The sequence below is a fragment of the Brucella thiophenivorans genome (assembly GCF_002252445.1).
In the GTDB taxonomy this organism is placed as follows: Bacteria; Pseudomonadota; Alphaproteobacteria; order Rhizobiales; family Rhizobiaceae; genus Brucella; species Brucella thiophenivorans.
This window is the reverse complement of sequence record NZ_NNRJ01000031.1, coordinates 1-23,478: the sequence shown is the minus strand read 5'-3', so window position 1 is coordinate 23,478 and position 23,478 is coordinate 1. Positions and strand designations below refer to the sequence as shown.

Here is a 23,478-nt window from a genome sequence, read left to right as displayed (position 1 = left end):
ATGGCATTTGTTCGTGATACACTTAAAGGGTTAGCATATTTCCTTAGCGGCTCTGTCCTGCGTAAATCGCTTGCGAGTTATTGCAGGCTTGCAACGGTTGACGGCGATAATGTTCTTATTGCTGATGATGGCTCTTTAGTCAGTGTATTCCGACTTGAGGGCTGCCGCTCCATTAAAGGGGCGGCAGAACTTTCTGAGGCTGTTTCGCAATTGCGCCTTTCGCTTGCTTCACAATTTAGCGAGCGCGGTTTCACTCTACAGTTCTGGTTTGGTCATTTGCCTGATGTTGGCAAAGCTGAGATCGAACAAATTCTATCAGGTGTTGGTGCTGTTGCCCGAAGCGCTGAATTAGACATTGGCGACTTATTAGAAGAGCGTCAGAAAAGAATTCCTGAGAAACTGAGCGGTGAACGCGCATATATTGTGCTGTGGTCGCGCCCCTCAATGCTCTCCCGTGAAGAGGCAAAATCCTCTTCTGTAGCGGTCGCTGAAGCTGCCGCACAATTCCCACCGGCAAACACCGCGCAAATGCCTATCCCGCCACTGGCTGCGTTAATTACGCGCCATGAGGCGTTTGTTGAATCATTGCTGCGCGAAACTAAACGCTCTGATATTGATATTGAAATTCTGAATGTACGTGATGCTCTTGCCGAGATTAAAGGGGTATTAAACCCTGAATTTCTTGCGGTTAAAAACCAATGGCAAGCCATTTTGCCTAGTGATCACATTCGGGCAATGATGCCTGATACTGAAACACAAATGGCAGGTAAAGATTTTTCAAATTTACTGTGGCCGTCTTTAACGTCACAAATTATGTCTGAAAATGGCACCTTGCTGCACGATAAAGCTTTTGAGTTTGGCTCAAAAGTTTATAGCGGATTTGATATTGTATTAGGGCCTGAGCAGGTTGTTAATTTCAATGATCTGATTTCGCGTGTCCTTGATCAGCGCCGTAAAATTTCTTGGCGTGTCTCAATGTTGATTGATAGCGGTGGCTTTCAAGGACAAGCATTTAAAGATCAATATGTAAAACTGTTTAGTTTTACCGGTCGTATTACGAATGACCGGATTAAGCGCGCGTTTGAAAGAGCGCGTCAAATTAACGGTGACGGTGAAACTATTGTTCGCTGGCGTTGTTCATTTGCCGCTTGGTGCGATGCTGGCGATGAAAAACAGTTATTATCTGACGTGGCCACATTGCGCCAAACTGTAAGCGGTTGGGGAAATTGTCAGACTGACGCGCTCGTTGGCGACCCTGTTGAATGTATCATGTCTTCATCAATGGGCTTAAATCCAAGCTCTACCGCTCCAGCTGCATCGGCCTATCTATCTGATGCCCTCGCCCTTGCCCCCCTTGCACGACCTTCAAGCCCGTGGCGCAAAGGTGCAATTTTATTCCGTAGTAATGACGGGAAATTGTGGCCGTACAATCCGGGCTCTTCAAGACAACTTGGTTGGGTTGATATTATTGTTGGGCAACCTGGCACTGGTAAATCTGTTTTATCAAACTCCATGAACCTATCAATTGCCTTGTCTCCGCAAGTTGGGCGCACAAGCTCCGGTGCTGGCTTACTTCCTCGTATTTCTATTATTGATATTGGCCCTTCAAGTGAGGGTTTTATCAACTTGCTAAAAGAGGCTTTGCCTCCATCACGCAAACATGAAGTAATGCATGTCCGGCTTCAAAATCGTGAAGAATATGCTGTAAATCCATTCGATTTACAGCTCGGTTTACGTAAACCATTTGCATTTGAATTAGAATATTTGGTCAATCTCGTTTGCCTGTGCTGCACTGCTGACGACCGCGCCAGTCCATATGATGGGATTAGTGCTTTAGCTCGCTCTGCAATTATGGAAGCATACGAATATTATTCTGATGAAATGAACCCTAAGCGCTATTCTCCAACTGATAGTATCGACGTCGATACAGCGCTAAAAGAGCTAGGCTTTGAACGGGATAGAAATACAACTTGGTATGAAGTAGTTGATTATCTGTTTTCTAAACAGAAATATCATGAGGCCACTTTAGCGCAACGCTTTGCAGTGCCGGTAATGGCTGATCTCGTTTCAATGTCTAATCGTGAAACCGTCAAAGAGCCATTCCGCGAAATGCGAGTTGAATCAACGGATGAATCCGTTGTCGTGGCATTCCAACGAATGATTACTGCTGCTTGCCGCGATTTCCCGCTGTTATCAAGGCCTACGCGCTTTAGCGTTGCAAACGCTCGTATCGTGGCTTTCGACTTGGAAGCTGTCACATCTAATACTGGCGCTCATGCGCATAGACAATCAGCTGTAATGTATATGCTAGGCCGTCATACGATCACAACCGACTTTTGGCTGCATGAGGATGATCTTAAAGACGTAAATATTTCTGACGATGTAAGAGCTTATCATCAGCAGCGTGTGAGTGATAACAAGCAAATGCAAAAGCGCATTTGCTATGATGAATACCATCGAACCGGTGGCTTAGCATTTTTCAGAAAACAGGTTCAAAACGATAATCGTGTTGGCCGTAAGACCGGTGTGCAGCAAGCTTATGCGTCTCAATTGATTGAAGATTTTGACAAGGAAACTCAGGAACTTGCTAATAATTTCTTCTTTTGTAACGTGCCTACTGAAAGCAGTATTCAGGCGCTTGGCAATACTTACAATCTCTCGGAAACTGTAAAGTCTGCCCTGCGTGGTTTGCATGGGCCTATTGCCGGTCAGGGTGCGCCTTTTGTGGCAATGATGAAATTGAAAACCGGCAGATATATTCAATATCTGATCAATGATATTGGCCCGATTGAAAGCTGGGCGCTTTCAACCACCCAAGAAGATACTGCCCTACGGACAATCCTCTATAAAACTTTCGGACCAAAACAAGCGCGGCGCGTTCTGGCTCGTCGTTTTCCAAATGGCTCGGCATCTGAGCTAGTCGATACCCGCAAAGCTGAAAGCGAAGCAAACGGGATTGCAGTCGATGATGATGCAAAAAACAATATCATTCGCAAAATTGCAGACGAAATAATCAGGGATTTCAGGGATGCGTAAAACTGCCCTTCCACTCGCATTCGCGTGTGTTTTGCTCTTGTCCGGCGCGGCCAATAGTCAAGAACAAAACAATCTAAGCTTTTTGCAGTATGAACCGAACTTAGAAATATCATTTGATGGTACTGACCCCGAAGCAACTCAAATAGCTCGGAAAATGTACGGCAAAGAGTTTCGTCATGTCGATGCAAAACGTATGTGGCTGAAAGATCCGGATGATGGAAATGAACAGCTCGCAGTGCGTCTTTCAAAAAACAAAAAATGCAAAGACGACTGCGTATATGCAGTATTATTTCATGACGATGATCAATGGTTAGAGTTATGGCGTGGCAAGGCTAAGAAACTAGAATTTGGCCCGATTGGTGCCAATGGAATGCGCGGCATTTATGATGGTTCGCGTATGTGGGTTTGGACAGGCGACAACTATTGGCCGCATCTGACAGAATACAAGTTTGACTATCAGAAAATTTCTTCGGAAGCTAAAAACACTTTAGATACTGCTCTTGAAAAAGAGTTTGGCGAAAAGCGCGATGATACTCAATATTTTGCTTTGCCCTTGGCTTTAAGCTCAGGTGCTGGCTCAATTGTATCAATGAGCAGTTCATTTTACTGCGGTCAATTTGATTGTCCTGTCTTCATCATTGACGCCAATTCAAACCTGCTTGCCCGTTATGGTTCGCTGGAATCCCAAGCTGGTGCATCTAAAATTCGTGACACGAATAACAATCCACTAATTGAAACTGTAACGACCGAAGGTATTGCCACGTATCAAATTGGTGAACCTGACCCTAAATTTATTATCTCTCCACAATCCCCGATCATTGCAGGAAAGGCTCGTAAATAATCATGCGAACCAATTTTATAATGGCTGCTGCGTTTTCGATGCTGACCGCAAGCACAAGCCTTTCATTCGCCAATTATAATGATGCAATTGCAGGTTTTGAAGGCGGTAATGACTACAGCATTATGAACCAAGGTGGTTCATCTGCACTTGGTCGCTACCAAATCACGGCAGGCACTTGGGCAGATTTAGGCTATTTACAATATAATGGTGGTAGTAAATCGGACTACGGCAGCTATTCCTTTACAGATAAAGCTATCAGCGCCGGTGTGGGTTCCGTAAGCGATTTACGCAATTCATCAGCGGGTGCAGCACTTCAAGACCGAGCCAATCAGGAATTGGCGGCTCGTAATTGGGCATCAATGAATAGTGGTGTCCGTGATCTAGTCGGCCAGACAATTAACGGCGTTACGATAACGCAAGATGGCTTGCTAAGTGCATCACACTTTCTTGGCGCTGGCGCACTTAATAAATGGGTTGCAAGCGGATTTGACCCTAGCGTGCTGCCCGCTGAATATTTGAAAGCAAACGGCTTCAAATCTTATGAAGAATTACAAGCATACATCATGAAGCGCATTACTGGTGGTGCTGGTAATTCAGCGTTTGATGGAATTTATGCCGGTGGTGGCGGTGTTGGCATGTATGACGGCACATCAGGCTTTCCGGGCATTGGCAACGTGCGTCCTGTCCTTATTCGTGAAAACCCACCATTCCAAGGCGAACGGAAAACACTGCTATGAAAAAGCTAATATTTGGGGCTGCATTCATCCTTATGTTTTCGCAAGCCCATGCCGATACGGTTGATAGTCTCTTTGCTAATGCTGGTGACGCTTGCTTGCCAAATGTAAAAGTCAATTTGGTTGACGCAATCCGCAACGGTATCGAGGCTGAGGTTAAACGGCGTGAACAGGCATTGAAAATGCCTGCGCCTCTATCCGGCCTTAGCTGCTTAGATAATCTCATGGACGTAAACCTTGATATTGCAATTCAGATTCCGGATGTGAATGGCTTATTCAGCAAAGCAATGTCTGATGCTGAAAACCAACTTTGTTCAATGGCACAAGAGCAAATTGCCAAGGTGACGGAACCATTGCAGCAAGCCCTTCAAATTCCACAACTGCAAGGTTTGGAACTTCCGGGAATGGGGGCAAGTGGCGGTCCTGATATTGAGTTTGGTATTTCTAGTGGTGGCATTGGTGCATCTGGCGCTAACGTAGAAAATACGGGCGCTCGGCAATCCCCTGCATCAATTATGAATGAACTTTATAATGATTTGTATGGGGCGCAATAAAATGAAGAATTTTAAGAGCATTATCACTGCCTCCATTCTCATTCTAGGCGCAAGCGCCGGTTCAGCCTATGCCTCCTGTAACTGCGGTACAATTCGCAATATCGTCAATGACGGCGTGAAGCGCGTAAATGAACATACGACAAGCGTTGGCAACGATATTACGCAAACAATTCTGCAAGGCGTTGCTCAAATGAGCGCCTATTCTAAACGCCAAACTGAGGCCCAAAAACGCATTACTGAGGCTGCTCAAGTAAATGATGTTACACGCGAAAAACAAATTGCGCGTGGCGTGGCTGAAAGTGGCCGCTTTGACCCAGCTGCATCAGCATGTGTTGATTTAAGTGGTATTTTTAGCATTGGTAAAGCAGGCGGCGGCAAAGGGTTAAGTGGTAAGGATATTACCAATGCCTCCCGAAACTGGTCATATGGAAATGAAGATATTGGCAAGCCAGTAATTCAGGGCGGTCTTGCGATTGCGAATGCTATCATTACAGACCGTGATCGTTTCAAAGGGATTGGTGGGTTTGCTGACCCAACAACTGATGCGCGTTTAATAACTGACGCAATCACTCTTGATACGACCCAAAAAGATATTGCTGGTGCGCATATTCGCTTGATTAACAATATTGTTGACCCTGCGCCTGCAAAACCAATTACAGCGCTAGAAGCTAAAACACCAGCTGGCCGCTCTCAAATTGCTGCTCGACAAATCGATGCAAGCCGCCGTTCTGCGGCTCATAGCGTTTTGAGTTATCTAGGTGATATTGCTACCCCTACCGGTAGTGCTGAACTGGCTGATTGGGCTAAAAAAGCTGCGCCTCAAGGTTATCCATATCAAGTGGGTGATCAAGTTTCACAGCTGCAAGCGATGGATATTTTTGTCCGTTCGCGTTTTCCAAACGCAATGTGGCATGAGCAACTTGCTCAAATGTCGCCTGACGCTATCGCGCGCGAACAATTACTTGCTACTGCTTTGACTCAACAAATTGAATGGATGCGTTTCGATCTTGAACGCCGAAATTCAGTAGTTTTTGCAGCTATGCTTTCAACCATGCTTGATGATCGTGATACGCGCGCAACAAGCATTCCGATCGCACCAAGCTCAAGCGGCACATAAGCATATCGGGTGATTGCAATGAGCAAAAAAGAAAAAAAAGAGCGTCTTGGCATAGTTAAACGCTATTTCGCGTGGCGCGCTTCAAATTATAAAGATATTGGGCGCGGCGCGAAAGCTGGTTATGACGCGGCAAAGCCAGGTCTAAATGCTTTTCGTGTATATAAAACGAAAGAAGAAGGCGGCTTTGCCTTTCAAGATGCCGATGGTGGGCGCGAACGCTTTAATACTCTGCTTGATGGGCATGGTGAAAAAGTAATTTTAGAAGCCCTCCATAAATGGGAACGTGAATTGAACGTCTTTAGGCTTTCCGCCTTTGGATGCTTGTTACTTATTCCCGTTTTGTATTTTCTTTTTAATCTATCAATCGCCGCAACGATCAGTCTAATTTTTTTAGCCTGTGCATTTGGTGTTTTGGCGCTGCGGTCAGCTTTTCGTGCATGGCAAATTCGTCAACGGCGCATTGGCTCTTTCCGCGATTTTATGAATGTCAAAAATCGCGGCTCAATGGAAATCAGGACACTTAGCGATGAATAAACGCCTGTTTTGGTGCATAACCCTAGCAGCGGTTATGCTCGCTACGAATGTGAATGCGAATGAAATTAATGTCACTGATATAATCAGCGGCAAAGGAGATCCTCGTACAAATTCGTATTTGAATATGATTTTCGGGCCGCTGTTTGATGGGCCGAATAAAGAGACGTTAATTTCCTCGTTAATTTTTAGCTTCAACGTCTTGTTCTTCTCAATCGGCTTGGTGTTATTTTTATATAATATCTGGGTTGCGACCGTTGATACTGCCAATGAGGGCGAAGTTCTGGGTAGCCGGCATTCATCTGTTTGGGTGCCAATTCGGATTGTATGCGCTGCTGCCGCTTTAGCGCCAGTCATGCCCGGCGGTTACAATCCTGCACAAGCTATTTCAGCTTATGTTGTAAATGTTGGCACAGCTGCCGCTACATTCTTTTGGGATGAAACCGCTACCCGCGTTGTGGAACAAAAAATTCCAGTATTGGCCGCTGATACTGATGCAGCAGACGGTCAATTCCTTCAATCATTATTCAGAATGGAATTATGCCGCGCGGTTTATAATTATGAAGTCACTAAGGGCGGCGAAGATATGGACGGTATCGGTCGCGCTTGGACGGTGCAATCTGGTATTGTCACTTTAGATTACGGCCTCCCATCACAATCAGGAGCATGTGGCAAAGTAACATTACCTGCCGAAACCATCGGTTTTAGACGTCTATCTGATAGTGCAAAGGCTAGTGTTGACGATCTTAGCCGTCAGCCGAGTAACGAGTATCAAAAATTTACGACTGAAATGCGTAAAAATGTTGATGCAATGGTCAAACAATTTGAGCCATTGGCCGACACATTGGCTTTGACTGTTTCTACACGCGCTCCGCTACCAAAATATAGAGATTTAGCAGGTGATCTTAATACTTGGCGTGAATCTCAGGCTAAAATTTTAGCCCCATATATTGGAAGTGAGCGTATAAATAAAACAGCTAAAGATGCATTCAATAAAGACACTGACGTTGTAATTATTACAGCTGGCGATAGCCAAGAACAGCGTCTTTCGATCAACGTGACGAATGGCGGTTGGCTACAGGCTGGCTTTTACTATCAGCTAATATCTCGCATGTCGTCCGACGCAAACTCTGTTGGCAGTATGATGCCTCAAGCAATTCCGGGTGGTGCTATTGGAGGCGCTGCTAATCCAAATGGGCCGGTAATGAATGCTGTTGCTAGTCAATATGCGGCGAATAACACATATCTTTTTTCATCTGCGGAAGGCGATGCCAAAAAATTCTTGAACCAAATTACATCAACTTACAACGGAACTGTTGATTGGTGGAATGAATCTGTTTCTCGAAGTGGTATTAAAGCGTTTACAAATGAGCGTTTAGCGTTTGCGGATAACGGCGGCGATATTTCTAATTTATTACCGTCTACTGGTGGGGTTTTAGAAAGCATCGCTCTATTTGCTCCAAACTCAACCGTAACAGATCCGCTTAATGCAGTCGTTTTGTTTGGTATCAATCTTTCTACAAGTGCAGCTATTGCGACTGCTGCAATTGTTGCATTTGGGTTTGCTCCATTTATTGGTGGCGCTGCTACAACATTAGGAACCATTATCGGCCCAGGTCTATTAGGTTTAATGGCTTTGGGTAGCACAATGGCTTTTGTATTGCCGCTCATGCCTTCCATTATATGGGTGCTAGCAATTATATCGTTCTTCATTCTTATTATTGAAGCGATTTTTGCTGCTCCATTATGGGCTATTTCTCACTTATCAATGCGTGGGCATGGATTTGCAGGAGATCAAGCACGCAAAGGTTATGTGCTGATATTGGCCCTTCTTTTAACGCCGGTACTGATGATATTTGGTTTTCTAGCCGGAATGATCGTATTCCGTATTGCAGGAAACCTACTCAATACAGGCATGTACTATGCCCTCACTGGTTCACAATCTCTCGTATCGGATAGTTGGGCTTCATTTAGCTGGTATATTGGCGTTCTGGTCGTCGGTATCTTTATGACCTTTGTTTATATCGCAATTATCGAACTTTCATTTTCGCTAATTGCAGGCTTTCCGGGTCGCGTCTTCCGTTGGTTTGATGATATTGGCGACCAATTAGATAGCCAATCTTCATTGCGCACAGCTATAGCAGCTGGTGCTCAAACTAAGCTGATGGGTGATGCTGTTAGTACCGCCGGAATGGGGACAAACTCTGCCGGTAAAAGTTTTAGGGGCTGGAAAAAAGACAGGCAACTAGAAAACAAAAATAAATAATTAAAAAAAAATGGCGGGGCAAATGCCCCGTCATTCAAATGGTAAAAAATATTTATAAACTAATGCGCCTGCAATACATGACAATGGGGCTAACAAAAATGCGAACAATCTAAAATTGTTCATCCCATTAATATCACTAAAGAATAAAAGAACTGGCGCATAACCAAGTGATATAACCGAAGCAAACAACACTAGAGCTGCTGGTGCGAAAAGTGCCATTATGATTGGGTAAAAAACCAGTAACCGCACTATTTTTTCTAAAACAGATACTCTGCCATGCTTTTTACGATCTGCTACAGGTCGTAAATATCTAGGTATCATCTGGCTTCTCCGGCGATAATTATTATGCGCCGGAACTATCTCACACATATTAGAATTTTGAAACATGAACATTCCCCTCCCCTGAATTACAAACGGGGGAAACCATTTCAGTTTCCCCGAAAATTCATTTAGAATCTGGGTTCGCTTTAACCTCGGCCATATATCTGCGTACTGCTTCTTCAATGACTGCTACCATTGAAGTTTCTTGCATTATCGCAAACATTTTTAGCTCTTTATGGAAATCTACTGAAAAATTCAGGCTTGTTATCTTATTGCGTTTTGGTTCGGGTTTACCCCGTACCAATTCCTGCGCTTTATAACGCAATGAGCGCTCTTCAATTGGCATTGTAGTTCGTGCGGAAGTAACTTTACGGCTAGTGTCTTCACTAGGTAAACTTACCCCACCAACCATATCGTCAAGGTCAGAATTAGTCATTAGCTTACCTTTCCATCAAGTTTAGCAAGCACATTAATTATTTCATTCGCAAAAAGCTCATGCTCTTCTTGGGCTTTTAGAATGCCTGAAACATTAGAAGTCATTTGCGGTATGGAACCAAGCTTTCTAAGCATATTGGCGGTCGCCTGACGCTTCCAAATCATTGTTTCAATGTTTATCACGCCGAGCTTTTCAGCTGCCTTGGCGCGGTTCTTTACGAATGAATGGTGCATATCAGTAGCAGTTATTCTATTCAGGGATAGCGCAATAGCCGGCTTAACTGAGGGGTCGTTTTCCATTATGTTTTTGATGATGTTATAAGTATCAATAAGGCTGTACCAATCATCTTCTGTTGGCGACCAAGGCAACAATATAAGATCAGATACTTTGCATATAGGCAGCATCATATTGACTGCTGCGCCCTGCACATCGCATAAAATATAATCCACCTTCCCCATGAGCGAACTTATAAACGGCTCTACATCACTGAGCTGATAGATCTCTTTAGCTGCAACTCTTTCAATCTTATTATTCTTCTGACTGGCAATCTCTAGCCAGCGAATGCAGCTTCTTTGCGGGTCAGTATCTACAATAACAACGGTATTACCCATGTGGGCTAATTGAGCCGCCAACATTCTTATTGTTGACGACTTACCTGCACCACCCTTTGTTTGCAGAGCTGAAATAACCTTTGTCATTCTATAACCCCCAAGAAACCGCACCTATTTGCTGAATGCAAAATAAAGCTAAATTCTTTATATTTAGCTAATTAGCATTTTATATAATCAGCTAAATAGCCTTTTAGCTTAATAAATATTCATGCAAATCTATATTTAGTGATTTACATTAAAAAGCAATTAGCATTTTACATAACAATGCAATTAGTGTTTAGCATAAAACTCTAAATAAATAAACCACTATTGCTTTATTTATTTTTATAACGGTTTAAATTTTTAATGTAAAATTTAATTAATCAATTAGCAAAAACACTAATTCGCTAAATCGCTAATTTCATGATAATATATTGAAATTTAAAGATTATATCAGAAAATGAAAGTTTGAATTATTCGGCAGCAGCACGGATTCTTATTATAGTTTGGCGGCTTGTTTTGAAGTTTTTTGCAATTTCAGAAACGCTTTGACCTGCTTTCAAAGCCGCTAAAACATTTAGTTGATCTTGGGCATTGAGGGCAGGGGGGCGGCCTAATCGTTTACCGAGGGATTTAGCTCTTAATAAACCGGCCTGCGTTCGTTCAATAAGCAAGTCCCGTTCAAATTGAGCAACTGCATTTATAACCTGCATTGTCATTGCACCCGCAGGGCTGGTTAGATCAACCCCGCCTAAAGCGAGACAATGAACCTTTACGCCCATATCAGCCAAGCGTAAAACCGTTGCGTTTACATCAAGAGCATCACGGCCTAAGCGGTCTAATTTGGTTACAATTAGCTTGTCCCCTGGCTCAAGCTTTTCAAGCAAGCGCGTAAACTCTGGTCGCTTACTAATCGCAATGCTGCCGGAAATGGTTTCTTGAATTATGCGATAGGGTGCAACTGCAAACCCTGCATTTTGGATCTCAAGAATTTGGTTCTCTGTATTTTGCCCTACAGTCGAAACTCGCGCATATGCAAAAGTCCGTGACATATGTAAATTGTCCATAAATGTGTACGAAAATGAAAGCTGTCCGAAATATTAAAAACAATATATTCGGACAGGTCAAATTCATATTGTCCGAAAACCTTCGTTTTCGGACAATAGGGACTAGCGAGATTGATAATAAATTGCGCCTAATTGCTCTTTAGCAATTTCCTCGGACAAGATGCCTTGCGCCATTTTTTCTTTTACATTTTGCTTTAGCGACTTAGCGATATATTTGCCGGAGTGTTCGGCTTCCTCAAAAATTTGGTTCGCAACGGTCGGCCAGCTATCAAAGTGGACTGATGCGAAACGGTCGCGCACATCATCTGTGAACACCATATATTCACGTATCGCAAAGCGACCGCTCCGGTCTGGCGTAGGCACAAGATGCTGAGCAATTAGCACTTTCAAAGAGGTGATAAGATCATAAGCGCGGCCAGTTTGCTCACCTGCGGGAAATTCCAACACCATACGGCGCAATGCCTCGGCAACTGAACCGGCATGAGTTGTTGTATTTACGATATGCCCTTGTACCGATGCAGCAAGGCAACCTGACATAGATTCATAATCTCTAGATTCCCCAACATTGATAATTTGCGGTGCGCGTCTGAGTGAGGCCCAGATAGCTTTGCCGAAGCTCGGTATATTACGACCTTCACCGACTTCCGACTGCACAATGAAAGATGCGGAATCTTCATTTTCGTCTAAAATATCTCGAAAAGAATATTCGATAGGTGATTGATAATCGACGATTTTGCGCGGATTACTGTAATTTTCCAAATGATAACGAGTGATTGCCGCCATAGTTGTTGATTTACCGTGACCGGTACCACCAGCAATAACAATTAAACCGTTCTTCGGGTTCAAATAATCAATCAGCTCTGGCTCTAAAGCCACACTTTCCAAAGATGGGGTTTTTTGAGGTAAAGACCGAACTGTTAGTTCAACCCCATCACTGCCGTTAATAGTGATACCAGTGGCATTTACTCTGTACCGTTGGCGAGTTGAGCGGTCTATGTTGATTTCATAAGCAAAATCAAGCGGTCGCCCTTGCCGAATAATACCAATTGCATCAGCTGATCGCCAAAGCTCCGACAAAATTATGCCGACCTCTGAATCATGCAGAGGTCGTTTTGTCCCAAAATACTGACGGCCGTTCACCTGAATATGAATATGACCTTCTGATTTGATTGAAAAATCTGAGGCTCCACGATTTGAAGCCCCAACAAAAAAATGCTCAATCAAACCAACGTCACCACCGAAGCGGGTTGGTTCATCTTTAAGGACGGATATATATGCCCCTTTTGGGTCAAAAGGGGCATCGCACAGTTTCGACAAATCAATCATGCCAAGCCTATTTATCTACGCGGCGCGTTACTGGCTTCCAGCGTTTAGGGTTGGTGACAAAAGTAGCGTCATTCTCAATTTTTACGCGACGTTGCCCGATAAACAATTCATCAGCTGTTCCACGCGCGCGAACCTCGCTTGAAGAGATCAATAGGGACTTAATCAAGCCAGCCTCGACTAGACGGCGATACTCCATCATCCCGCCATAATCTCTTTTGAGCAGATTAAGATTGATCTGTAGCGCTTCTTCGGCTTGTTTACGGCCTTCCTTCCATCCGACTGCCATATAGCGTTCCCATACAGCACGCTCTTCCTTATCTATCGGCAGAAACTGTTCGTCTGGCTCTGTTGCCTTATCAAGCGGCATCACTAAGTAGTCACGCCAAGTCGGTACAACACCTACAATACGTCCGGGTTGCTCTATTCTGTAATATTCGTCGGCTGCAACGCTTTCACGTCCGCCTTTCGTGATCGTTAGCGCCTCTGTTGCTCTTGTAACAACCGGAGGGATTACATAACCCGCCTCGCGGGGTGCAACATAGACAATTGAATTAAAATTATAATCTTCTGAAAGTTGAGGAGACTTTTTTTCTAGCTCCTGCATGATTTCATAAACACGGCGTTCATATCCGGCCTGAGCTGAATAAGAGATTGCAGCATCTCTAAGGATTTCTACACGCGCTTGGGCAACATTTGCACCACCCGAAGAATTTCTAGTTTTTGCTGCAAATTGCTCATAGGTGATTGGTGCCTTTGATGCCCCAACCAATTTATCAGTCCCACCAATAAGGGGCGGCGGGGCTGGCTCTTCAACTTTAGTTGTGGTGCATCCTGCGAGAGCAATCGAAACTGCAAGTAATGGAAGTGTCACACGCATTTAAAGCCTCGTATCATCAATGTGAGCCACAGGGCTGCGCTCTGGTCGTTTGTATCTGACCGTTATGCTTTTATGCGCCTGATCAATGGTAATTCGCACTTGGCCTTGAGCCTGTAACAAGCCTTCCTCCAAGATATAGTAAGGGGTGCTATTTGAAGCGTTAACAGAAACTAATATAGGCGCGCCTGAGCGTTCGCCGTATTTGCTGACAGAGAAGCCAATACGAGAGGCTACAACCTTCACAAGATCTTCAATTGTGCCTTGAAATGTAGCATTCATAGGCGACATAAGGCTACCAGACGGTGTTTCCTTCCGTACCATAGTAATAACGCCTATCGGTCGCGGATTGATAACGCCCTTCTCAAGATAAACAAATCTCTTCTCTTCAACAATACTATCTATATTCTTCTCAATCATAGGCCCTATTGGTTTTGTATTAAATTTAGGGGATTGAGCACAGCCTGATAGTAATACTACTCCGGCCAAGAGAATATATTTCATTAACTAGCTCCTGCGTTGGCCTGAAATAAACAGAATTTCCAACATTTTACAATCTTGAATGCTTATATATTAAAGGTCTTGGCCGTGTCCATGTTCTTGGGACTGCTTATAAGCATGTTCTTGGCTAATTGAATTTGAAAGCCATGTAACTCGACTATCGGCGCTGACTGCGGTTTGCAATTGAGTAACAATCTTTTCAACCGCTTCCGGCTCCATATGGGCAGAAATTCTTGTAAACCGTTCATTTGATGAAAGGTCTTCTGAAAAATCACCAAAACGAGCCTGAACGGAACTGACAAATTCCTGAATTTCTGAACGCGCAATTTTGCCCTCTTGGCTAAACAGAACGGCCTCAAAATTCGTATCAGGTGATTTAATCTGCTCAATAAACTGCAAGGCTAAAGGCGATAACTCCGGAGTAGGGGTCTTAATTATTTCTCTAAATTCAGTTTCTTGAACCGTCACATTTCCTTTTAGGGTTGTGTAACGCTGCGCATAATCAGTTAAAGCACTAACCGCGATAGGCAGATTATCTAATGCGCCCTGACGCTCTGAATTAGCGCGACCAATGAAGGATTTCTTGCCAATAATATCGCCGTATGTAGCAGGATTACGGCCTAAATCCTGAATTACATCAAGCGCGTTATCTCTCTTTTGAATATGCTCAATAAACATATCCCCGACCGCAGGCGCATTAACAAAAGTATTGGCTAAGTGATCACGAGCGACATGTTCAAATGCCTGAACTGACGGATTAGATTTAACAATCCGCTCAACAGATTGCTCAATGGATTCTTTAAACATAGTGATGCCAGGAATAAGAGGAATATCAGGGGAGTGCCAGCGGTCCATGCCTTTCGCATAGTCAGCAACAACGGCATTTTCTTTAAGGTCAGTTTGCACAAGTGAAGCAACCTCAACCTGTCCTATCGACATTTCGGCACGGGCGAAATTATGTATATGAGGCCAGTAATTTTCAATCTGCGCCTTATCTTCAATTGGCAAAGCAGCAAGGTGCTTATCAAGAATTTGCGGGTCAAATTCTTTGCCAACTTTTAGAATATCCTGCATCGGAATTATGGACTTAACATTGTCCATAAACGAATTAATTTCAGTGGAATGCAAACCGCCCCGCACGGCATTACGTGAGGCGGTTATTACGTTTCTTCGTGCCTTATCCATATCGACCAAATCAGCATGATCGAACGCATGAGAGAGACGATTAGAAACCTGTAATAGTTCATCAGAAAGATCAAATTTAATTGCATTCTGATTAGGTACAACAGAAATTTCATGACGCTTATCTGAAATAAGATCGTTTGTAGCACCAACCGAAAGAGGTGTATCAACCTTCAACGGCAGCTCCAAAGCCTGAGATTTGAGAGGCGTAATATGAAGTGTATTTACACCATAATCTTTAAGGCGTTGGGCAACTGACGTTAGCTTTTCTCGCCATGTGCTGAGCGTAGTAATTAAAGACTGTTTCCAGTCTGAAACGCTACCAACGCCGCGCCTATCCATAAAGTCTTTAAGTGCATCTGCATAATCTTGAGTGCGACTATGAATAAAGGAAACTGATTTCTGTCTATCCCTTGATAGCGCTGATACCAAGGCATCAGTGTTTTTAAAATCTGTATTGCTGGCGTATAGGCCAACATTATTTCTATGACGTGTTAAAGCAACATACGTTAATTGAGCATCCATTGAATTAGATGCATATACGAATGCATCATCAACAGTTTTGCCCTGCGATTTATGAACCGTTTGCGCGTAACCGTGCGTAAATGAATTATAACGTAAGCTGTTAAATTCAACGGTATTGCCGTTATCAGCTTCAACAGTAATTTGGTTTGTATCAGCATCTAATGCAGTAATAAATGCTGTAGTACCATTACGTAAGCCGGTTTTAAAATCACCTTGAAGGAAGATAATTTTATCACCAATTGCAAAATTATCAGTACCCTGACTTGTTGTAATTGCAACTTCATCAGCAAGGCCGCCATGACTCTGAATTTCTTGACGTGCCAGACGATTAAGAGTCACAACATCGATATTCTTATGGGCTAAAATAAGAGCGTCACCACCAGCTTGCCAAGATTTTGACCAGTCAGAAATTAGCGATGTATGTGAAGCATCTGTATTGCTTTTAATGTGAATGTGACCGGTTTGATTATACCCGTTCAATGCTTCACTTGTCTGCCCCTCTGCAAGCAATAGCGAAGCTTGGCGCTGATAATCTACACGCTGACGAATAATACCAGTCAGTTCTTTGTAACCAACATTATCGGCAATTCCACGGAACGCGGCACCAGACATAATAGGCTGCAACTGGCGATGATCACCGACTAAAATCAATTTAGCATCAGCCTTTGATACATGCTCAATAATAGTTTTCATTTGATCGGATGAAACCATACCTGCTTCATCCAATACGAATACGTCACCCGATTTGAGTTCTCGCTTACCGTTTTTCCAATTAGCTTCCCATGATGCAATTGTACGACTATTTATGCCGCTAGATTGTTTAAGACCATCGACTGCAACACCAGCAAGCGCCGCTCCAAAAACGCGAGAACCATTCTTCTCGTAAGCTTCGCGGACAACATTCATTACGGTGGATTTACCGGCACCGGCGTAACCCACAATTGTAGCTATACCATTATTCGATGTTGAATAACGAATGATAGCTTTCTGTTCATCTGTTAGTGAAAATCCAGCTGCTTTTTCAAACGATTGGGTAGCAGAGTTTAGTCGTTTCTCTGAGACATAGAACGTATCATTTGAATTAAGTTTATTGGCAGCTTCAAGGATTGTATATTCATTCTCAAAGACTGTTTTCGTTGTATAAATTGCAGGGCTAATCTCCTTATCGGTCACAGGGTCAAATACTGGTGCCTGCAACGCAATAAGTTCATCAGATGCGCCAATACGTAATTGAAGTTCCTGAAAATCTTTGCGTGAATTGGTGTATCTGAAAATCTCTCTGGCAATATCTTTATCAGTGAAAACAGATTGTTGAGTAGTGAGTTTTTGTAAAATTAACTCAGGCTCGTTTAAAACAATATCGTTGTTGATTGCTTTAATTTCTTCATTGCGTAGCACTCTATCTGAATGCCCACCCTTATCGTGAATAGCTTTCGCATGTACTCCAATATGTTCTGTAGGTACTAGGTCAATTCCTAGTTCTTCATGGCTACGATGATCAACACGAATGTCATGCCCATTAAGTGCAAGGTGCTTATTTTGGACGCTTGCCCATTCCTGTCGTAGTGTTCTTAAATCAGTACGACCAAGCCCAAATCTTTCATATTGAATTGAACCTTTTTCATTACGCTGTGCATTACCCTCACTGTCTAATTTTGGGGAATAAACAGTGCCGAAACCTTCATTGATCAGCGGCTTTGTCGAAACAAGAATATGCACATGGGGGTTATTACTTTTGTCATGATACGACCAGTCTGAAACCAAACCCCGACTTGTAAGATTTGAATTTACGAACTCACGGACAAGATCAATATTTTGTTCTGTCGTTAGTTCCGTTGGTAAAGCCATTACGATTTCGTTGGCATATTTGGCATTCGATCGGTTGTTATCATTCTCAACAAGCGACCAAAAATCTTGGGACGTTTCACGTCCTGTTTTATCAGATAGCTTTAAAACCCACGCTGGCGAATTTGCAGGAATTGAAAACTCTGAGTAAACGACCTCGGATTTATTTCTGTAATTACTCCATTGTCCTGTAGCTTGGTTTTGCATGATTTCGGCGCGGCGATACGCAGCTGCGGCCACGGCACTTTGGCCGCGCGCAACACTAATATCTTTCATACTGAAATGATAAATCGCCATAACAAAAGCTATACCATAGAGCTATTCTGAAAAGAATAGCAAAGTGCGCCCTTATAGGACAAAATCTCGTATCCTCGATTTCTCTAACGGGATTGGTGCCAAGAGTTTTATCAGGTTGGTAGGTTGACATAGGTTCAATGTTTTGAAATAAGGTGATCAGGCGAATAACATTTCTACATCTCAACTGTTACAATCTGCTGACAGGTTGAATACAGGCTGGGAAAAATTCAATGTGCAATCAATTCTGATTGTGCGAAATTTTCTGCATTATTTATCTCGCAACAATTTTGTCATGCGCTCGTATAAAATTCTTTTGTGAGGTCTTATAAATAAAAGTGTATCGAACACCTTTATTTATGTACCTTCGCTAATCCTACGGCGCTATTTGAGTTGCGCGGATTAGCTACGGTATCAAGCGCTCTATCCTGAAACGCTTGTATTTATGAGAACTGATTGTTTCTCGTTACTGTAAATTTCTTTCATAAATTTAATCAGTATAATTTTAGATATTTGAATAATATTTTCGATTTATTGTAGTACTTTTCATGTTCAAAGCTTGCCACGCATTGCACAGATCGCTAGTATTCTAGGTAGCTTATATTTAGAAAAGGTGAGAATAAAATGGCTCGTGGTAAATCAACAAAAGCGATTGCAGCTATTCAAGAAAAGATGGAAAAACTTCAAGCTGAATTAGAAGCGGCGATGAAACAACAAGCAGCTGATATTGGCAATCTTGCTGTAGCATCTGGGCTAGGCGATATACCACATGCGGAACTAAAAAAGGCATTTGCCGAAATTGCCGCCCGATTTCAAACAGCCGAAAATAAGTAAAATTGACAGGCTAAATAACCAAATCATTCGTCTGAAAGCAAGGCTATCTATGTTAAAGAAAACCGACCGTTCTAAAGACGCGCATGAAAAAATTCAGCTCGGTGGTTTGGTTGTAAAGGCTGGTTTGAGAGAAGAAAATAAATCATTCTTACTTGGTGTTTTACTTCATGCCGCGATGAAAGTTGACGATCCAAGTTTCTACGCCAGTATGAAATTGATTGGTGATCGAGCATTTAAAGATGGTTAGAAAAGATACCCCGACTTCTTGGGCAGCATACATAATAACAATGTGCTGCCTTTTTGTTTTTTCAGTCATTGCATTCTGCTATGGCTATCTCTTTAAAGACTGGCCGCAAGCTGAAACTCGGCTATCTTTAGAGCAAAGCTTACAATGCTTTACACCAATTTTTCCAAATCGCTGCACTGATTATATTTTAGATATTGGCGGCATTCCACCCGTCAAAATGTTTAGCTATCAGCTGATAATATTCTCCCCATTGTTAGCCATGATAATTATCGTTGGGCTATTGTTCTGGTACCATTTTATCAGAACTAAAGAGCGAGTAATTCACTCTGGTTTAACGGTCGGTGGCATGGATGATTTACTATCATCCGCAAAGAGCGATATAAAATTTGGCAAGTTTCCAGACGTGCCAGGTCTACATATGTTTAATGGTTGGCATTTAGCGGTTGATCGTGAAACCAAGCATTTCAATATTATTGGCGGTATCGGCGGCGGTAAAACAATCCTTATGTCGCGCTTAATTAATTCGGCAGTTTTGCGTAATGATAAGGTTTTAATTTTCGATCAAAAGGGCGATTATACATCAATCATCCCGCCTAATAATGTAAATGGTAAAGACTATGAGCCTATCATTTTATCTCCTACTGATGAGCGGTCAGCCGTTTGGAATGTTGCAGCTGATTTAGTCGTTGCACAGGAAGCAACCGAATTAGCAAATAGACTTATTGCTAGAAGTAACAACGAAAATGAATTTTTTGTTGATAGCGCTAGAGCAATTTTAGCTGCTTGCATTGTCAAGCTAATGGCGACTAATCCGAACAAATGGACATGGAAAGATTTGCTAGCTGAAACGCGCACAAGTCAGGATGATTTACTTGCTACGGCTCTGAAATATCAATGCGGAACGCATAGGTATTTAGAAGCCGATTTTAAACAAGTTATGTCCTCTCTAAGCTCTCTTGAATCCAAAATGGCTATGCTCAATATGCTCGCTACTGCATGGCCTACTTATGATAATCGACAACTTTTTTCGATAAGAGACTGGCTAAAAGATACAACAAAATTTGGCACTGTTATCATCAAACATGACGGTCAATTCTCGGCTCTATCTGACGGATGGATTTCGTCACTATATGCAATTGCAATCAATACGGTCACAGATAGCAAAGCAATGAGTGATAGCGATTTACGCCGTGTATGGTTCTTCCTTGATGAATGGGCGCAGCTCCCTAAGATTGACCAATTTCAAACATTTGTAACAGTGGGTCGGTCTAAAGGCGTATGCGTTGTATCTGGGCTGCAAGATGCTGCACAGGTATCTGAAAAGTATGGCGCTGATGCTCTTAAAACACTTATGGCAAGTGTTGGTACTACGATGATTGTGCATATTAATCACGGTGAAACGGCGCTGACGCTCGAACGCTACTTTGGTAAAACCACCTATTCAAACTGGTCACAACGTCCCTACGGTGGCAATGGTGGCATGCAATGGACAGAGCAAAGAGTTGAAGAGGCCCCGTTTAAATCAACAGAATTTAGCACTGAATTGTGGGCTGATAAAAAGGGTGTGAGGTGCCTAGTTTCTGGTCTAGGGCAACACCTATATAAAGTTCTTGTTCCAATGGATAAGACCTTTTCAAAATCCTATCGTGTTGCCTCACTTCCTGCTGAATGGACAAAAACATTTGTTGTTCATGGGACACTTAAAACTGACGAGGAAATTGAGGCTTATATCTATGCCGTGCGCAGACGCGAAAAAGGAAATAAGGGTTAATTTAATCTGATTTAAGACGCATAAAGCGTCTTAAATCATTCGGGCACGATGAAAAAACCGCAGTGATTAGCTGCGGTTTTTTAATTTAACCGTCCTGTTTTTTATCGGCTGGCTCTACCTTTGATGTGTAACTGATCTCGACCTTAGCGATAAGCGGAAGTGATAGAGTTAGTGCGAACCGAAACTGACCGTTTGCGGTCAGTTTCGTGATTAGGCGGTTGATAAACTGGCGTAAGCGGCGTCCTGATCGTTGGCAAAATGCGAATAAAGTTTTCATGATGTAAGTCCTTTAAAAGTGGTTGTGCGCAATCGCGTAGCTCGAATGCGGCAGGCAATGCCGAATGCACCGCTTGCGGTCGCAACGCAGTGGAGAACCCGTAGGGTTGCATTGTTAGGCAGTGAATGACGTATCGTGCGCAGCGAATGGATTGCGTACGGCCGCTTTTAAAGATTAAGACTTACGGCGTGAAAACTTCGCAGAGAGGGCCGGAGACGCCGCGCCAGTTTATCAACCGCCTAATCAACCGAACGTAGTGAGGTGCGCACTAACTCTATCGCGTGAGCGGCTAGATCCGTTGCACAGCTTTCGTGCCGATAAAAAACAGGACGGTTAAATATACACGCCGTTTTGCGGTGTGTTCATCGTGCGGGGGGAAAGAGCGCGAGAAAACCGGGTACGGGGGTTTTCTCGTATTGGTTTAAAATCGCTCGATGCGATTTAAAACCAAAAGGATCTATAAACAAAGGGCGCATAATCTGCGCCCTTTGTTTTTAGAATAATGCAATTTGTTCCGGAATTTTCTGAATAGGTGTGATCGAGCAATGGCGCATTTGTAAATTATCTAATTTTCTACGCTTCTCGGCTCTATCCTCTTGATAATCAATATTGACGACCTCACAAACAATTCTTGTATTTTTCCAATCATTCGCATGAACTGACGTATCAATCCCAACACCTGCGGTCATGTTCCAGCCCGTTTGATCTCCAAAATCAACACCTCGGCCGGATTTCAAATTTTCAAAAAATCTTTTGCCGGAATAACTAAAGTTTGCTGACTGCTGCGGCACGATAAATGCACCGTAGTCGGCCAGCTCTGCCGCAATATCCATCACATGAAATTCAAACTCACCACCTGAGTAACGGGGGGCGTTACCTGTGCGTTTGATTTTTCCAAACGGGGGATTAGAAATTGCATAGTCAAATTTCTCCCCCTTTAGCTCGTTTTCCAGCAGCTCCCGATAATCAAGCACATCGGCATGAATCCAACGGGCATGAGGCAATAGCTTTTTTCCAATTTCTACAAATTTATAATTTTGCTCAACGCAAGTGATCTCGGCTTTGACTTCACTGTAAAATTGCCGTTGGCTTACAAAATGGGATAAGACCCCTATACCCGCACATAAATCAATAATTTTCCCGCTTCCGACCTCAAGCGAAAAATCACAGGCAAAATCAACTGGCGTAAAAAAAGCCCCGATTTCTGAAACTGAACGCTCCGCGCCTTCGTTCCAATTTTCATAAACGAATTCAATTTCATCATTTGAAAGTTTGTCTTTAGTCAAAATTTTCACGGCTTCATTGTGCGCTTTGGTTTGTGCTTTGGTGAGTTTTGCCATTTTGTACCACTCCCGCCCTTTGGGCTTGTCCTTCGCCCTTTGGCGAGGGTAATTCCTTCATGAATTACCCTCGGCAAAGGGGGGAGGGCGAAAGCCCGAACCCCGCCGGAATGCCAAGCGGTCAAGGGGTTGAGGCAAAACAAAACGGAAGGTTTAGGCATAGCCTGAAAGCCGTTTTTTTTGATGAAACAGCGGCTTGCCGCGCTTGCCCCTTTAACGCCTGGCATTCAGTTGGCAGGGGGCGGCAAAAGAAATTATGCGCCGCTTGCGGCTCTGTCTTACTCTTATCAAAGGCTAAAAATCGCTTCACCAGATGAAGCAGCTCAGAGCAGGTTTCAGCCAATTTTAAGCAGAATTTCTAAGTCAGGGAGAGGGGTAGGGTTTGGGAAGGGGCGGAGGGAACCGTCCCCCTTCCCATTGGGAGGGAGTTTGAGGGAGGGGCGGCACGCCCTTCCTTCATGGGGTGAGTTTGAGAGGGGCGGCTAAAGCCCCCCTTTCATCTGACAGTCACGCCGGTCAATCCGGCCAGACTGGCACACTACGCAAGCCTTGATGCGACAGGCGCATTACCGCCTGTCGCATCAATTCATACATATCAATGATATTTCAGTTCGTAAGCGCTGAAATTCATTCCAGTTTCTGACCTGATTGCATTCATGATGCGGCGCAAACCGTACAGACGTTTATTAGCAACGTCTCGCATTTCTGGTGCTGTATCAAGATAATGCCACTTGCCAGATTTATCGCACCATTCATTTGTGCTTTCATCTACATACAGAAAATCAACAAGCGGAATTGCTGCACCTTCAACATATCTATCATTGAACCAATTATTTAGACCAAAGAGCGTTTCGCTCAAATCAACAATTTCAGCCTGATTGCTGGTGGCTGTCAGCTGTTTTTCAACCTTGAGAACCTGCTGCACATGACTAATTGGGGGAACCGCAGAATTCGGAAAAAATCGTACGC

At 43.3% G+C, this 23,478-nt stretch carries 20 protein-coding genes; 10 read left to right on the top strand and 10 right to left on the bottom strand.

Translation table 11 applies throughout. The features are described from left to right. Genes CEV31_RS12900 through CEV31_RS12870 form a run of 7 tightly spaced genes read left to right on the top strand, consistent with a single transcriptional unit; the run spans window position 1 to window position 9,079 of the window. Window positions 1-3,036: a hypothetical protein gene (locus tag CEV31_RS12900; RefSeq protein WP_094507483.1), complete on the top strand. Its 3,036-nt coding sequence runs from the start codon at window positions 1-3 to the stop codon at window positions 3,034-3,036. Continuing rightward, window positions 3,029-3,877, top strand: coding sequence for a hypothetical protein (locus CEV31_RS12895; RefSeq protein WP_094507482.1), 849 nt, complete (start codon window positions 3,029-3,031; stop codon window positions 3,875-3,877). Before CEV31_RS12900 ends, CEV31_RS12895 begins: the two co-directional genes overlap by 8 nt. A gap of 2 nt (window positions 3,878-3,879) precedes the next feature. After that, window positions 3,880-4,614: a hypothetical protein gene (locus CEV31_RS12890; protein ID WP_143850936.1), complete on the top strand. Its 735-nt coding sequence runs from the start codon at window positions 3,880-3,882 to the stop codon at window positions 4,612-4,614. Further along, window positions 4,611-5,165 carry a hypothetical protein gene (locus tag CEV31_RS12885; protein ID WP_094507480.1) on the top strand — a complete coding sequence of 185 codons (555 nt, stop codon included), beginning with the start codon at window positions 4,611-4,613 and terminating at the stop codon, window positions 5,163-5,165. The genes CEV31_RS12890 and CEV31_RS12885 overlap by 4 nt, the downstream gene beginning before the upstream one ends. 1 nt (window position 5,166) lies before the next feature. Continuing rightward, the gene (locus CEV31_RS12880) at window positions 5,167-6,282 is read left to right on the top strand and encodes a hypothetical protein (protein ID WP_094507479.1); all 1,116 of its coding nucleotides are present in this window, start codon (window positions 5,167-5,169) and stop codon (window positions 6,280-6,282) included. 18 nt (window positions 6,283-6,300) lie between these two features. After that, window positions 6,301-6,816 (top strand): hypothetical protein, encoded by a 516-nt coding sequence (locus CEV31_RS12875; protein ID WP_094507478.1) that lies wholly within the window; start codon window positions 6,301-6,303, stop codon window positions 6,814-6,816. After that, window positions 6,809-9,079, top strand: a complete 2,271-nt coding sequence (locus tag CEV31_RS12870) for a DotA/TraY family protein (RefSeq protein WP_169717354.1) — start codon at window positions 6,809-6,811, stop codon at window positions 9,077-9,079. The genes CEV31_RS12875 and CEV31_RS12870 overlap by 8 nt, the downstream gene beginning before the upstream one ends. A 30-nt stretch (window positions 9,080-9,109) precedes the next feature. Here the strand turns inward: CEV31_RS12870 and CEV31_RS20915 are convergent, their stop codons facing one another. From CEV31_RS20915 to traA, 8 genes are all read right to left on the bottom strand, one after another. Then, window positions 9,110-9,400 (bottom strand): hypothetical protein, encoded by a 291-nt coding sequence (locus tag CEV31_RS20915; protein ID WP_143850935.1) that lies wholly within the window; start codon window positions 9,398-9,400, stop codon window positions 9,110-9,112. A 124-nt stretch (window positions 9,401-9,524) separates the two neighbouring features. Continuing rightward, complete coding sequence (locus tag CEV31_RS12865; RefSeq protein WP_094507476.1) at window positions 9,525-9,836, bottom strand: Rho GTPase-activating protein; 312 nt, start codon at window positions 9,834-9,836, stop codon at window positions 9,525-9,527. Beyond that, window positions 9,836-10,534, bottom strand: a complete 699-nt coding sequence (locus CEV31_RS12860; RefSeq protein WP_094507475.1) for a ParA family protein — start codon at window positions 10,532-10,534, stop codon at window positions 9,836-9,838. Before CEV31_RS12860 ends, CEV31_RS12865 begins: the two co-directional genes overlap by 1 nt. 365 nt (window positions 10,535-10,899) lie before the next feature. Further along, complete coding sequence (locus tag CEV31_RS12855) at window positions 10,900-11,478, bottom strand: recombinase family protein (protein ID WP_094507506.1); 579 nt, start codon at window positions 11,476-11,478, stop codon at window positions 10,900-10,902. A gap of 117 nt (window positions 11,479-11,595) precedes the next feature. Further along, the gene (locus CEV31_RS12850; RefSeq protein WP_094507474.1) at window positions 11,596-12,819 is read right to left on the bottom strand and encodes a type IV pilus twitching motility protein PilT; all 1,224 of its coding nucleotides are present in this window, start codon (window positions 12,817-12,819) and stop codon (window positions 11,596-11,598) included. Between the two features lie 7 nt (window positions 12,820-12,826). Then, window positions 12,827-13,696 carry a type IV secretory system conjugative DNA transfer family protein gene (locus CEV31_RS12845; RefSeq protein WP_094507473.1) on the bottom strand — a complete coding sequence of 290 codons (870 nt, stop codon included), beginning with the start codon at window positions 13,694-13,696 and terminating at the stop codon, window positions 12,827-12,829. Then, window positions 13,697-14,197: a DotD/TraH family lipoprotein gene (locus tag CEV31_RS12840; protein WP_094507472.1), complete on the bottom strand. Its 501-nt coding sequence runs from the start codon at window positions 14,195-14,197 to the stop codon at window positions 13,697-13,699. It lies immediately after the preceding gene. Between the two features lie 69 nt (window positions 14,198-14,266). Further along, the gene (gene traA / locus CEV31_RS12835; RefSeq protein WP_094507471.1) at window positions 14,267-18,043 is read right to left on the bottom strand and encodes a Ti-type conjugative transfer relaxase TraA; all 3,777 of its coding nucleotides are present in this window, start codon (window positions 18,041-18,043) and stop codon (window positions 14,267-14,269) included. Between the two features lie 621 nt (window positions 18,044-18,664). Between traA and CEV31_RS12830 the strand changes: the two genes are divergently transcribed. From CEV31_RS12830 to CEV31_RS12820, 3 genes are read left to right on the top strand one after another with little or no spacing between them, the layout of a single operon-like run. Continuing rightward, complete coding sequence (locus tag CEV31_RS12830) at window positions 18,665-18,874, top strand: TraC family protein (protein ID WP_094507470.1); 210 nt, start codon at window positions 18,665-18,667, stop codon at window positions 18,872-18,874. Window positions 18,875-18,923: 49 nt separating this feature from the next. Then, window positions 18,924-19,121 (top strand): conjugal transfer protein TraD, encoded by a 198-nt coding sequence (locus CEV31_RS12825; RefSeq protein ID WP_094507469.1) that lies wholly within the window; start codon window positions 18,924-18,926, stop codon window positions 19,119-19,121. Beyond that, complete coding sequence (locus tag CEV31_RS12820) at window positions 19,096-20,892, top strand: type IV secretion system DNA-binding domain-containing protein (RefSeq protein ID WP_235818100.1); 1,797 nt, start codon at window positions 19,096-19,098, stop codon at window positions 20,890-20,892. The genes CEV31_RS12825 and CEV31_RS12820 overlap by 26 nt, the downstream gene beginning before the upstream one ends. 771 nt (window positions 20,893-21,663) lie before the next feature. Here CEV31_RS12820 and CEV31_RS12815 read toward each other — a convergent pair. Continuing rightward, window positions 21,664-22,509, bottom strand: a complete 846-nt coding sequence (locus tag CEV31_RS12815) for a methyltransferase (RefSeq protein WP_094507467.1) — start codon at window positions 22,507-22,509, stop codon at window positions 21,664-21,666. Window positions 22,510-23,104: 595 nt separating this feature from the next. After that, the coding region (locus CEV31_RS21120) for a hypothetical protein (RefSeq protein WP_169717352.1) at window positions 23,105-23,478 on the bottom strand (374 nt) is incomplete at its 5' end.

Coding starts and splice junctions, on each gene's coding strand:
- CEV31_RS12825 (WP_094507469.1), top strand. CDS start 18,924: ATGTTAAAGAAAACCGACCGTTCTAAAGACGCGCATGAAAAAATTCAG.
- CEV31_RS12855 (WP_094507506.1), bottom strand. CDS start 11,478: ATGTCACGGACTTTTGCATATGCGCGAGTTTCGACTGTAGGGCAAAAT.
- CEV31_RS12840 (WP_094507472.1), bottom strand. CDS start 14,197: ATGAAATATATTCTCTTGGCCGGAGTAGTATTACTATCAGGCTGTGCT.
- CEV31_RS20915 (WP_143850935.1), bottom strand. CDS start 9,400: ATGATACCTAGATATTTACGACCTGTAGCAGATCGTAAAAAGCATGGC.
- CEV31_RS12875 (WP_094507478.1), top strand. CDS start 6,301: ATGAGCAAAAAAGAAAAAAAAGAGCGTCTTGGCATAGTTAAACGCTAT.
- CEV31_RS12890 (WP_143850936.1), top strand. CDS start 3,880: ATGCGAACCAATTTTATAATGGCTGCTGCGTTTTCGATGCTGACCGCA.
- CEV31_RS12830 (WP_094507470.1), top strand. CDS start 18,665: ATGGCTCGTGGTAAATCAACAAAAGCGATTGCAGCTATTCAAGAAAAG.
- CEV31_RS12860 (WP_094507475.1), bottom strand. CDS start 10,534: ATGACAAAGGTTATTTCAGCTCTGCAAACAAAGGGTGGTGCAGGTAAG.
- CEV31_RS12885 (WP_094507480.1), top strand. CDS start 4,611: ATGAAAAAGCTAATATTTGGGGCTGCATTCATCCTTATGTTTTCGCAA.
- CEV31_RS12900 (WP_094507483.1), top strand. CDS start 1: ATGGCATTTGTTCGTGATACACTTAAAGGGTTAGCATATTTCCTTAGC.
- CEV31_RS12850 (WP_094507474.1), bottom strand. CDS start 12,819: ATGATTGATTTGTCGAAACTGTGCGATGCCCCTTTTGACCCAAAAGGG.
- CEV31_RS12865 (WP_094507476.1), bottom strand. CDS start 9,836: ATGACTAATTCTGACCTTGACGATATGGTTGGTGGGGTAAGTTTACCT.
- CEV31_RS12870 (WP_169717354.1), top strand. CDS start 6,809: ATGAATAAACGCCTGTTTTGGTGCATAACCCTAGCAGCGGTTATGCTC.
- CEV31_RS12815 (WP_094507467.1), bottom strand. CDS start 22,509: ATGGCAAAACTCACCAAAGCACAAACCAAAGCGCACAATGAAGCCGTG.
- traA (WP_094507471.1), bottom strand. CDS start 18,043: ATGGCGATTTATCATTTCAGTATGAAAGATATTAGTGTTGCGCGCGGC.
- CEV31_RS12895 (WP_094507482.1), top strand. CDS start 3,029: ATGCGTAAAACTGCCCTTCCACTCGCATTCGCGTGTGTTTTGCTCTTG.
- CEV31_RS12845 (WP_094507473.1), bottom strand. CDS start 13,696: ATGCGTGTGACACTTCCATTACTTGCAGTTTCGATTGCTCTCGCAGGA.
- CEV31_RS12880 (WP_094507479.1), top strand. CDS start 5,167: ATGAAGAATTTTAAGAGCATTATCACTGCCTCCATTCTCATTCTAGGC.